Below are 12,515 nucleotides of genomic sequence, written 5' to 3' on the forward strand. Positions count from 1 at the left end.
GCGAGTGTTACTACGACAAAACCCGCCTTGTTCAGTTTCCCGAAACGCCTGATTGGGTAGGCACGGTGAATTGGACGACTGCGCCGCTGGGCAGATTAGCGCTCGCCCACAATCGACCGCCGTGCGCGTCGATGATTGAACGACAGATCGACAGCCCCATTCCGAGACCGGCGGGCTTCGTGGTGTAGAACGGCGCGAAAATTCGCTCAGCGCTCTGCGGAGCAAAGCCCGGCCCCGAATCTCGTACTGTCACGAGGACGCAGCCAGAGTCCGCTCTGCCTGTAAGGATATCCAGTTGTCGAACGCTGCCGCTGACGCCACGCATGGCCTCAAGTGCGTTAATGATCAAATTGAGGACGACCTGCTGCAGCTGGACACGGTCTCCTTCGATGAATGGCAATCCGTTCACGAGTTGCGTCTGCATGGAGGCACCGCTCTTCAGGATTTCGCCCTGGGTAAGCTCGATCACCTCGCGGATTGCAGCGTTAATGTCTACCAGCCCCTTCCGGGGCGGCGCCTTCCTGATGAGTTCACGAATGCGGTTGATGACGCTGCCTGCTCGAATACCGTCGCTGACGATATGACTTAGGGCTTGCCTGACCTCGCTCACCTCAGGAGGCTGGGCGTCTAGCCACCGCAGCCCCGCCTGGGCATATGCAACAGTCGCGGTGATCGGCTGGTTAACTTCATGGGCGATCGAGGCCGCGAGTTGGCCCATTGTCGCGACCCGGTTTGCATGCGCGAGCTCCGCCTGCACGTCGCGGTAGCGCCGCTCGCTCTGACGGGCTTCTTCCTCCGCCCGCTTGCGCTCGGTCAGATCGAGCACGAAGGCAACACCTTCCTTGCGGCTCGCCTCGAAAGCGGCCAAACCGAGTATGACAGGCACGCGGGTGCCATCCTTACGGATGTACTCCTTCTCGTAGGCGTCGGCGCGCCCCCTCTGCACGGTCTCCACCAGGGCCCGTTCGCTGCCTTGACGCCATTCCGGCGGCGTCAGGTCCCTCCACCGTACCCGCCCCGAGACAAAATCGTCCCGCTCGTATCCCACCATGCGAAGAAATGCGTCGTTGGCCTCCAGAATGTCACCATTCGCATTCCAGACGATGACCCCGATGATGTTGGCGTCGACGAGCCGTCGGATCCTGGCTTCGCGTTCCGCAAGATCGCGATACAAACGGGCATTCTCCAGTGAGATCGCGGCCTGCGAGGCCAACAGCTTCAGCACGGCGATCCGGGTTCGGCTGAACATGCGGGCAGTCAGGTTGTTTTCCAGGTAGAGCGCACCGGTAAGCTTCGTCTGATTCATCAATGGCAGGCAGAGAATCGAGCGGGCGCACTGCTGACGGACGTAGGAATCTGCGGCAAACGTTGGCTCGGCCGCAGCGTCATCGAGAATGAGACTCTCCCGGGTGCGCAGGACATGGTAGATGACCGACTCCGGCAGCATCGCCGCGCTCACCGGGACATCGCAGAGCTGCAACTGGGGCGCGTTGCCGCCAGCCGTTGCTTGCGCTGCGATGCGCGGTTCGCCGCCGTGCGACAGAATCAGCACACCTCGTTCTGCGCCGGCCTGTTCGATAGCCGTGCGCATCACCATATCGATCAGCCTTTCGAGCACGATGTCGCCGGAGGCGGCCTGTGAAACCTTGATCACGGTCGCGAGGTCGAGGCGTTCCAGTGGTGTTGCGATCGTCGTCGTCGGCGTGGGCGCAGGCTCCTGCGTTCCCAGGTGCGGATACTCCTCCTCAAGTTGGCGCACCTTGCCGTCTGCGCGCCAACGCAGGTAGCCATCGCGGGCGTCCCGCAGATAGACAAGGGAAATCTTCTCGAGCCCGCGCGAGGCGTAAAAGCGCGACGCGAGTTCATTGGCGAGCGCCTCGGTGTGGAAAAAGCCGCTTTCCTGGGCATGGCGGATGGCCTGTTCGTAGAGGCGTTCGGCACCGACCTCGCGTCCTTCAAGGCGAGCGATCTCGGCGCCGACAAGCGCCGCACGGTCCGCGAAATTCTCCGGGCAATTCCGTGCCCAGATCTCGAGCTGTCGATGGTGTGCCGTCACGGCCTCCAGATGGTAAGGACGCTCGCCTGCCGGGGCGTAGGCGCACCATGCGGCCTCGGCCAGCGCGCCGTAAAAGCGATACTCGGCCTCCTCGATGAACGAAGACGAGGTCCAGAGGAGCCGTTTCGCCCGCCGTGCGGCATCCATAGCTGCCGCATAGTCGCCGGCGAGAAAGCGCGCCTGCAATTTCCGGATCCAGTAATAGCATGCGGGAACCGCCAGCGATAGATTGCTGGACAAGTGGCGTTCGATGCGATGCTCGTTGAACTGCGCATCGTCGAAATAGCCGAATCGCGGCGTCAGGCCGCGAAGCATCCGGATCAGTGCGAGTTGCGTCGTTATGAAATCGATGACGTGACCGAACCTCACCTTCTCGGCGAACGCAAGGCCGTATTCCGCTTCGCCTTGCACCGCAGGAAGCGGGTCGCCCGCGAAGAGCTGGTCAGAGTAGAGGTTCGTGCAGGCGAACGCCCCATACATGACGTCACCGCTACGGCTCGCCGCGTCGAACGCGCGACGCAGCAGTCCATTGCCGGTGCGCACGTGCTTCATCCAGCGCACCGAAAAGAGTTCGAAGCAGAGCAACGTGGGCGCCTCGAACCGTCTCAGCCCGCGTTGCTCGACGAGGTCGTAGCCGACCTGGCCGAACCGGAATCCAAACGGATAGTCGCCGAAGCGCGGCCCGGCGACTCTGCTGAGCATGACATAAGCGAAACAGGACGCATCGCAGTTGCCGCCTGCGAGGCTCAAGTTAATGGCCTTGCAAGTCATCAGGGCGGCCAGGTTCGCGTCTGTCTGCAAGGCCGGCGCGAAGAGCTTGCTGAGTACCTCAGCGGTAGCGAGGGACGCCGGGTCCTCCATGAGCGGCAAATCGATGAGCGTTTCGACAGGCCTGCCCGCGAGCTGTGACGCAATACGCCCGTATTCGAGCCTCACCTCCTCGTCGTCCGGATGTGGAGACCATTCGATACCCACGCCGCGCAGGTAGTCGAGACACACAGCAACTGCGCGGCCGCTCTGATCGAGTGTCGTGCAGACATCTGTGTGAAGGCACGCCACGCTGGCCAGTTCGACCGTTGTCGCGGCCCGCGCTGATAACGCTGCAAGGCGTTCGTCTGCGACCCGTAACTGGCCGGTCAAGAATTCGCATGCAGCCCGGTTCAATTCCAGTAGAAAGATCAGCCCATGCCGGCGTTCCCAACAATCGTCGTCCAACAGCTGCGCACCGGCAATGAGATAGGTGAGCGCCGACGCATAGGCTGAAGACGCCCGCGCACGCTGGCCGGCGAGCAGATTGAACGCCGCCAGTTGCTCCCGCTCGTTGTCCGAAGTAATCAAGGCCGCGCCGCGATTCAATTGACCCACGATCTCGAAGATCGCATCCTCCCGCTTTTCCGCCGGCGTCTCTTCGGCGAGCAGCCGCCCGATCCGAAGATGGGTCTCGGCTCGCGACGCCGGCGGGATCAGTGAATAGGCCGCTTCATGGACCCTGTCGTGGGCAAACCTGTAAATGCCATCCAGCCGCTCGACCAGTTCCTGACGAATCGCCTCCCACAATTCCTCATGGACCTGCGCCTGCGGAACCCCAAGAGCCGTCGATAGTGTCATGGTTGTGGCGACGTTTCCGAGACAGGCAAGCTGCTGCAACGCCTGCTGGGTCCGCCCCGGCAGGCGGCTTAGCTTGCCGATCATCAGGTCGACGACATTGTCCGTGTAACCCTTCGCATGGATGCGAGCGGAATCCCAGCACCACTGTCCCACCTCGTGGTCGAAGCGGAGTAGATCTTCGTCGGCGAGCGCGTGCAGAAACTGGATCACGAAGTACGGATTTCCAGCGGTCTTGTCCTGCACCAACTGCGCCAGTGGCGCGATCTGTTCCGGTTCGCCGCGAAGCGCCTCGGAGATCAATTGCCCGATATGCTTGCCGGAGAGCGGGGACAGCGTGATTGCATGGATCGCGACGCCCGCGTTTCTGATGGCCTCGAGCTTGCGCGTCAACGGATGCGCGGCATCCACCTCGTCGTCGCGGTAGGCGCCGATCAGCATCAGGTAGCGCAGATCAGCGTGGACCAGCAGATCCTCGAGCAGATCGAGCGTCGCCGCGTCGAGCCACTGCAAATCGTCGAGAAAGAGCGCAAGCGGATGTTCCTCCCGGGCAAATGCGCCGATGAAGCGCCGGAACACCCGCATGAACCGGCGTTGCGCCTGTCGTGGCTCAAGTTCCAGCACCGGTGGCGGCTCTCCGATGATGAGCTTCAGTTCGGGGATGAGGTCGGCTATGAGCCGCGCGCCGTCTTCCAGCGCGTCCAGTAACGCGTCGCGCCAGCGCGCCAGTTCCGTGTCGCGTTCACCCAGAAGTGGCCGCACCAGGCTTTGAAATGCCTGCACCAGGGTCGCATAAGGGATGTCGCGCTTGTACTGATCAAACTTGCCGAACGCAAAGAGACCGCGCGGCGGCACGAGTACCCTGTGAAGTTCATTGACGACCGAGGATTTGCCGATGCCGGAATAGCCGGACACAAGCACCAGTTCCGGCGCGCCGCTGGTGGCGATTCGATCAAATACAGCGATGAGGCTGTCGACCTCACGCTCCCTCCCGTACAGCTTCTCCGGTATCAGCAGCCGGTCAGGCGTGTCGTGTTCGCCTAGTGGGAAGGCGTCGACACTGCGCTGACTCCACCAGTCGACGAGGCAATGGACCAGGTCGTGCTCAACACCGGCAGCAGTCTGATAGCGCTCTTCGGCTGTCTTGGCCAACAGCTTCATCACGATGCCGGAGATCACGGCAGGAACGTTCTCGACCCGCGCGCTGGGCGGCACCGGCTTTCTCGCGACATGGCAGTGCACCCATTCCGCCGGGTCAGTGGCCGTGAACGGCAACACGCCTGTCAGCATCTGGTACAGCGTAACGCCGAACGCATAGAGGTCGCTGCGCGAATCGACCGAGCGATTCATCCGGCCAGTCTGCTCGGGCGCCATGTAGGCAAGCGTGCCGGCGGTGGTCTCGGGTGGCTCGGGCGCCTGTCGCTCACGCGGCCGCCGCGAGGCGAGGCCGAATCCGGTGAGCCGCGCCTGTCCATCGGCGCAGTTCACGAGGATATGCGTGGGCTTGAGATCCTTGTGGACGAGACCGCGCTGGTGGAGTTGACCCAGCACCGCAGCGACGCCGATGGCGAGGTGCAAAAAGAATTCTATCTCCATGGGTGCGCCGAGCAGCCGTGCGAGCGGCTCACCGCCCGGGTCCTCGAGCACCAGCATGGTACGTCCGGCTTCGCACACCATCTCCAGCGGCAGGACTGCCCATGCGCGATCGAGTTCACCCTTAAGGCTGAACTCGTGAGCGAGCCGATCAAGGCTAGCGGGTAATGGATGTTCGGCGGCAGGCCAGGAAAGCAGCACATTGTGGCCCGCGCCCTCGCTCAGGCGCCGCCTTCGACAGAAAACGCGCTCGCCATCATCCCACAAGATCTCGAGTCTGCTATCCATGGACGCCGGTACCCTATCGAGGCCGTCATCGGCCGTGCGCTGTCACCCACCTGCTTCGCCTTTTGGTTGGATACCAGATTCTTCTGAATAATCCGGGCGAGGCGCGCTCGCGAAAGTAATTTTCAACTCGGCAACGACGAGTTGAAAATATTGAAGAAGGAGTGGAGTGGATCAAGCATACACCTCGGCTACAGCGAAGAGATGCTCGCGCCATCTGCGTGGCATTGCCGAAACGGAGCCCCCGTGCAAGTGACGGGCTGAAATTGGTTATGAAGCGCCTGTTCGGTTTTCCGACTGCACTTTGCGCGCAATGTGTCCCACCTGAGACCTGTGACGTACTGTCATTTGGTCGCGCACGCCAGAGCGTATGCCCGAAAGAAAAAGCCGCAGTCACGAGCTATTGGGGCGATGCAACAGCCCGTCCTTACTTGAGTTGCGTACTGTGGCACGATCAGGTCTGCGCTTCGCGCTTGCCGGATACCCGGCTTTTCCGCAGCCGCCATGTTTCGCTACAACGACTTCGGCAAAGCCCTCGTGGCGAGCCTTGTGTCCGCACGCCCACCACGGGGATACGCGGGCAGAACCCGCGTATCCGTGGTTGGAGATGCAGCACGCGGTGCTAGCCGATGGCACCCTCAGCTGCCGAAAAACACATTGCAGAAACTCACCGGTCCGACACACGTATTGGCGTCGCGAGCTTTCGTAGCCGGACGCTGCGGAGCCTGTTCGGTCGTCGCTCGGGTCGCATTCACCTGAGCCAGGTGTTGGGCGTCCGCATGCGCGGGCGCGGCAGATTCTGCGTGCACAGCAAAGCTAGCCGACAGCGAACACGCAAGAAGAACAGCAGGAAGCAATTTCATTTCAATCTCTCTAGGAAGGTGATGGAGGCCACGCCCCCGGGGAAACAGCCTGGCTAGATTAATCACTTGCAGCAAATAAGAGAATCCCGCAGTCTCGGGAATAATCCTCCCATTAAGTGGGAACATCTGTCGGTCGGCTCACGGCCTGGGATTTTGATCTTCTGGTACAGCATGCGTGGTCGTTCACAGCAGGCAAACACGACTCAGATCCACGGTGCGACGATAAACATTCCTGTTGAGCCACGGAACGAAGGTGTATTCGTCATAGGCAGTAATGCCTATGAATATCCAGTTATGCAATACGTGAGACATAGCCACCTCTTCGAGGCAAGCGCGCCATTGTGATCCACTGACACATTCGATCGACGGGGATATCGCTATCGAAAAGGACTACTTGAATCGTATCGGCAATCCAGGTGCGACGGCGAGCCCGCGCCCACCGCAGATCAAAATCAACGCTCCACGAGCAGGGCCTGCTTCGCAGTGCGTTGAAACGACCGCGCTCGTGACGTGACCAGGGGGCGTTGAAGCCGCCGAACACCGTTGTGCGAACGGTTGCCTCGATTCCGAGGAGCGTTCGTGGCTACTCATACGACCGTTTATCCGGAGATCCTGGGTACACTCGCTTCTCCCCGTCTATCTGACCTCGAACTCCCTTCGCAAATGCGGCGCGAATTGACGGGGTATGAATTCCCCGTCATGTCATCATTGCGAGGCCTTCGCTTCGCTTGATCCGTTGCGGAACGCGTATCACGTTGTCGGCATCCTCCCTCGCCGGCGTACGAAAGAACTCGGTGCAGAAGTCGACGAACGTCCTGAGCCGCGCGGGAATCAACTCCCGGTGAGAGTAGAAGAGGCATATTTCAACGGGACCATCCGATGAGGTGCACTCCGGCAGGATGTGCACGAGATCTCCCTTCTCGATATCTTCACGAACCATGGTCTCAGGTACCATGGCAATGCCTGTCCCGTTGAGCGCCGCTGCGCGCAGCAGCACCTCGTTACCTTCCATCGACGACTCGGGCGAAACGCACACCGTTCGGCCGTACTCGTGCAGATCGATGAAATCCGCACTCCTCTTCCTCGTCTCAGGATCGAGCAGCAGAAAGTGATTGGCGAGCTTCGAAGCAGACTCTGGCACGCCGTATTGTCCGAGATACGCGGGTGATGCAACGAGAATGCGCCGCGACCTCGACAGCGTTCGGCGTATCACGGTGGACTGCTCGACGAGTTGAGGCGGAAGCATGGCAATATCAAAGCGGCCTTCGAACAGATTCGTCGCGTGGTCCTGAACAGAAACCACCAGACTCACTTGGGGGGCGATCGCGCGATAGCGCCGCACCAACCGCGAAAACGTTTCACCCATCAACATGGGGTGCACGACAAGCCGCAGCCTTCCGCCATTGCCCTCGTGCTCCAGTAAAATACGACGGTTAGCCTCGTCGAGTTCTTCAAGCAAACGGCAACAGATCAGGTAGTACGACTGCGCCGCTTCTGTCAAGGAGACGGACCTCGTCGTTCTGAGCAAGACTCGGGTCTGTACGCATGCTTCGAGCTTGGCGATCGCTTTCGATACGGAGCCGGTAGTCACATTCAAGGATTCGGCGGCCTTGCTGAAACTCTGATACCGCGCGGCCGCGACGAATGCTCGTAACATGTAAAGCTGATCCATCGCGCACCTCGCAAGTGTTTTGCCCTTTGGCCGACAATCCAAGCGTAGGCGTGTTCGCGGTGCGATGGTATCGTCCAATATGGTGAATGCGTCATGCAAGCGCATGCACCTGTAATACAGTCGGATGGTTTGAGCCTGCTTCCGGCATAGCGGCATCTTCGCGGAGGCTACCCCCCAAGTGGGTCGCAGATGAGCCTGATTCGCCCGGCACGACTCAATGGGCGCGACCCGCACCCGTATCTCAAGGACATCCTCACGCGTCTGCCCACGCAAAGGGCCAGCGGCATCCCCGCGTTGTTGCCGCATCGGCGGCGGCCGAAACCCACCATCGCCTAACCGCGCCCGTCAATACGGGATTGCTGGCCACTTACAGCAATTCGCTAACCAGTGCGAGGAGTCGAGCATCGTCCACGGGCTTTGAAAAGAAGCCAGCGGCGCCGTAAGCTCTGGCGCGCTCGTAAATTTCCTGCGTCGCGTGGGCCGTAATGAAAATGACGGGGATTGGCCGCTTCCACTGCTTGATCGATTCCAGCAGCGCAAAGCCGTCCATGCCCGGCATCTGTATATCGGCAACGACGAGATTCAGTTTCGATCGATGCACATCGCCCAGAAGATGGTCGGCGGACGGGTACGCAATGACGTTCCAGCTTGCCGAACGAAGTGAACTGGACAGCGCCATCCGGACCGACTCGTCGTCGTCCACCATGGCGATCGTTGCGGGCGAACGCGCTGGTTTTATGTGAGGTCTGATGGCCATCGAAATGACGCAGAAAGGTAGAGTTCTCCTGCAAAATACAGGCCCGCTGAACGCGCAGCAATAACACCTTGGGATAATTCTCGCGACAGTTCGTATTAACAGGGGCAGATCTACTCGCTGACGAAGGCGGCCGTTGCGCAGCGCATGCGAAAGCGCCTATCTGGCGCTGCGCGGCGCCGGCTGCACCTGCTGCAACTTCTTGATCAGTTCGGCCACGGACCGCGCATTGAGCTTGTGCATGGCTTGCGCCCGATGGATCTTGACCGTCACTTCGCTCAGGCACAGGAGGTCGGCAATCTGCTTGTTCAACAGACCTTCCGCCACCATGCCGATCACTTCCCGCTCGCGCGCCGTTAGTGAATCATACGATTGACGGACGCCCGCAACGAGCCTCGCCTGACGCCTCAGTTCCCCATCCCGCTTCAGCGCCGCAGCGATTGTATCGAGCAGATCCTGATCCTTGAATGGCTTCGTCATGAAATCGAAGGCACCCGCTTTCATTGCCTTGACGGTCATGCCTATGTCGCCATGTCCCGTTAGAAAAATGATTGGAAATCGAATGCTTTCCTTAAAGGCTTCCTGCTGAAGCGTGAGACCGCTTTCGCCGCGTAATCGAATGTCCAGAATCAGACAGCTCGGCACGTCCGGCATCTTCTCGGCGAGAAAGTCGTCAGCGGATTCGAACGCCCGAACTTCGATGCCCACTGACATGAGCAAGCTGGTTAGCGCGCCTCGAATCGACTCGTCGTCATCAATCACGTACACGAGCGAGTCCGGTAGTTCTTCACTTCGCGTCTCAACGCTCTCGTGTTTCATCGCTCGATCTTCGAAGTTCGTGACGGCGAAAAAGTGCCGATGCTTATGACATGGTAAGCAATAGCAAGACTTATCGCTACCGATTGCGCGCGGCATTCCTGTGAAGCAGGCGCCCACTTAATTCACGTTCTCCAGCCCGGCTCCTTGCGTGCATCACGCCTGGGCACTACACGAGTCATACGTGCGTATGAAGGACCACATGCTGGCGAGCCGCAGCTTCAGCCACTGGGAGAATGGCCAGTTCAATGCCGCACGCTTAACCTGTCTTCAACCGGGCCTTCGCGCTATCGGATCATGGTTCATGCAGGGTGTGCAAGATGAAAGTCGCTATTGTCGTGCTTGATGGTGTGCGGGCCATGGATATTGCCGGCCTGCTCGACGTACTCTCCGAAGCGAACCGTTTGCTCGGCAAAACTCGCCAGTATCACGCGCCCCTCATTGGAGAGCACGCAGGCGGCGTTGTCTGTTCGAACACGATGCAGCTTTGCGTGCCGTGGGTCTATGCAGACTTTTGTGCAAACGTCGATGTTCTGCTGGTGACAAGCGGCGCCTGCGCCACGAACGTGTGCCCGAAACAAGACTTTCTGGACTGGTTGCGCCACCGCGCTCTCGACTCGAAGCGATACGGCTGCGTTTCCAACGGCGCCTACCTGCTTGGTCTCGCGGGTCTGCTCGACGGAAAAGAGGTTGCCACACGATGGACCGACGCAAGCCAGTTGGCAAGTGAATTCCCGCGCGCCCGGATACGTCACGACCAACCCTTGATACAAGATGAGCGGCTGATTTCATCTGCCGGTGCAACCGCCGGCCTCGATCTTGCCCTCTCCCTCGTCGCTCAAGACTGGGGCAAGCAGCTCGCCGATCAGGTGGCAAGACGTCTTGGCGTCAACCTGCCGAGCGAGCGATACCAACGAAGTCCTTACGTCGCTACGCTAACGGATGAAAGCTCGATCATCGGAAAAGTACAGCGTTATATCGATGATCACCTGTCCGAGGTGCTTTCGATAGAGCAACTCGCCGACGCTGTCTATGTGAGCCGGCGGACCTTATCGCGGATCTTTGGGAAGTATCTCCACATGACACCTTCCGCGTTCGTGGACCACGTCCGCGTCGATGCTGCGAAAAGGCTCCTGGAGGAACGAAACATCCCGATGAAGACCATAGCGTTCAACTGTGGCTTTCATAACGCCACGCACATGCGCATGGTGTTTCAACGGCGCCTCGACCTAACCCCGCGGCAATACCGGCAACAGTCCCACGCGACCGGAGACGCGGGGCCTGCCCATTCACCACTCAGCCCGCCCGCGTTGGCGCAGGGCATTCACACCAATGATTCGTGCGCGGAGATCGAAGCCACGGCTTGAGAGACCACTGGGCGCCGGCCGACATCCCGCCGCCATTTGTTCTTGCGACGCAAGACTCTTAGTCTATGGTGTATGTTCAAATTCGCAACGGATTGCAGAGCCCTTCACGCCTCCGCACCGTTCGTGACGGGCGAGATCCTGCATGTGGACGGCGGCCAGAGCGCCGGTCATTAACAGCTCGAGTGCCGTGTGCGCCCGTGACCTGGCTGGTCGGCGGCGCCGGCGTTCGGGCTGCATGGCTCCCTCTGTCACCGTGCCTTCAAGGAAAGCGCCGTGTCCGCCCACGTTCCCCGTTTTGCTTACGGCCGTGCAGTTCGCGCGACGCGCATTCACTGCACATTCGTCAAGATCTTGGTGATGACGAGCCAGCTGCCGCCCTGGCGAATAATCGAAAAGTAATTGTAGTAATTGAAACCGAGCATGCGCACATGCAGTTTTGCAGTCGCAATGTTCTGCTGGACATCGAGCATTAGCAGCTCCATCTCGACCGGCTCGCCCACTTCAGCCGGCGATTTCCTGTTTGCGACACCTGCCAGATACTCGTTGATCGTCTTGTAGTAGGGCTTGCCATTCACCTCCCCAGCTACGATCGCGCGCGGGTCGAACACCCTCCTCAATTGCTCCGCATCGCCTCGCCAGGCGGCGTCGAAATAGCGCTGCACGAGTTCGACGATTTCACTGCTATTCTTCATTACTTCATAGTCCTAACTTGGCCTCGTCGAGGACCGGGCATTGAAACGGGCCGCCAGATGATTTGCACGGCCTGCCATGGCCGACCCCGGTCAACCCCTACCCACCCCGTTCAACCGCGAATAAACGTGATTACGGCAGCCGCCCCTCGATCTCACTGAGTCTTTCTTCGAGGGCGCTGACGCTCGCGTAGCCCGAATGTACGGCGAACGTCCGGCCCTGCTCTTCGAGCAGCAAGGTCGGGAACGACGCGACGCCAAGTGCTCGCGCGCGTGCGAAATCGCGCTGCGTCTCTTCTTTCGTTTCTGCCCCGGTCCATGCGTGGTAGAACTCGTCTGCGCTCACCTGAACGCCCACGGCGTCCAGCGCGTTCGCGGCGATCTCGCTCAGCACGCGCCCATTGGTCGTATCGCGCCCCTGCGCGTAGAATCCGTTCTGAAGTGTCCGGAACACCGACAGCAAGGCCTCTCCACTGACGAACCGGCGAGCCGCGACAACGGCGCGGCATACCGGCTCGGTATCGTAGACGAACCCCTCGCGCGCCGCGAACGCTTCGCGGTTGAACGGCAACCCGCTCAGCGCTTCAACGCGCTGCCAATGTTGCAGACGGAAACGCTTGCCTGTTGCGTCGAGCACGTCGGTCGCGCCAGCGCGAATCCCGCCCACCACAATTTCCAGATTTAAATCGGGCACACGGTCGACAAGCGCCGAAAGCTCCTTCCCGAAGCCATAACACCACGAACACATCGGATCGCCAACATAAACCAATTTCATTATTGCTCACTCAAATGATGAGACCGCGCGGGGCCTGCAA

7 protein-coding genes and 1 pseudogene are annotated in these 12,515 nt (G+C 60.2%); 2 read left to right on the top strand and 6 right to left on the bottom strand.

Features of this window, described 5'->3' with window-relative positions:
• Window positions 1-31: 31 nt before the first annotated feature.
• Together BHE01S_RS06110 and BHE01S_RS06115 are read right to left on the bottom strand one after the other, a co-directional pair.
• Window positions 32-5,542, bottom strand: a complete 5,511-nt coding sequence (locus tag BHE01S_RS06110) for a trifunctional serine/threonine-protein kinase/ATP-binding protein/sensor histidine kinase (protein WP_042261668.1) — start codon at window positions 5,540-5,542, stop codon at window positions 32-34.
• A 1,557-nt stretch (window positions 5,543-7,099) separates the two neighbouring features.
• Window positions 7,100-8,074, bottom strand: a complete 975-nt coding sequence (locus tag BHE01S_RS06115) for a LysR family transcriptional regulator (RefSeq protein ID WP_084068600.1) — start codon at window positions 8,072-8,074, stop codon at window positions 7,100-7,102.
• Between the two features lie 189 nt (window positions 8,075-8,263).
• On the opposite strand from BHE01S_RS06115, the pseudogene BHE01S_RS36540 reads away from it, so the two are divergent.
• A pseudogene (locus tag BHE01S_RS36540) lies at window positions 8,264-8,410 on the top strand (transposase domain-containing protein); the annotation flags it as partial.
• A gap of 31 nt (window positions 8,411-8,441) precedes the next feature.
• Here BHE01S_RS36540 and BHE01S_RS06120 read toward each other — a convergent pair.
• The gene (locus BHE01S_RS06120) at window positions 8,442-8,780 is read right to left on the bottom strand and encodes a response regulator (protein ID WP_042261669.1); all 339 of its coding nucleotides are present in this window, start codon (window positions 8,778-8,780) and stop codon (window positions 8,442-8,444) included.
• A gap of 207 nt (window positions 8,781-8,987) precedes the next feature.
• Window positions 8,988-9,647 (bottom strand): response regulator transcription factor, encoded by a 660-nt coding sequence (locus BHE01S_RS06125; RefSeq protein ID WP_042261671.1) that lies wholly within the window; start codon window positions 9,645-9,647, stop codon window positions 8,988-8,990.
• A 317-nt stretch (window positions 9,648-9,964) separates the two neighbouring features.
• Between BHE01S_RS06125 and BHE01S_RS06130 the strand changes: the two genes are divergently transcribed.
• A complete protein-coding gene (locus BHE01S_RS06130; RefSeq protein WP_042261673.1) occupies window positions 9,965-11,011 on the top strand; it encodes a GlxA family transcriptional regulator in 1,047 nt (348 codons plus the stop codon).
• Between the two features lie 329 nt (window positions 11,012-11,340).
• Here the strand turns inward: BHE01S_RS06130 and BHE01S_RS06135 are convergent, their stop codons facing one another.
• Entirely contained in the window at window positions 11,341-11,703 is a 363-nt protein-coding gene (locus BHE01S_RS06135) for a nuclear transport factor 2 family protein (protein WP_042261675.1), read from the bottom strand.
• 130 nt (window positions 11,704-11,833) lie between these two features.
• Complete coding sequence (locus BHE01S_RS06140) at window positions 11,834-12,475, bottom strand: DsbA family protein (RefSeq protein WP_042261677.1); 642 nt, start codon at window positions 12,473-12,475, stop codon at window positions 11,834-11,836.
• Window positions 12,476-12,515 lie beyond the last annotated feature (40 nt).

Origin of the sequence: Paraburkholderia heleia NBRC 101817, assembly GCF_000739775.1 — a bacterium.
GTDB lineage: Bacteria > Pseudomonadota > Gammaproteobacteria > Burkholderiales > Burkholderiaceae > Paraburkholderia > Paraburkholderia heleia.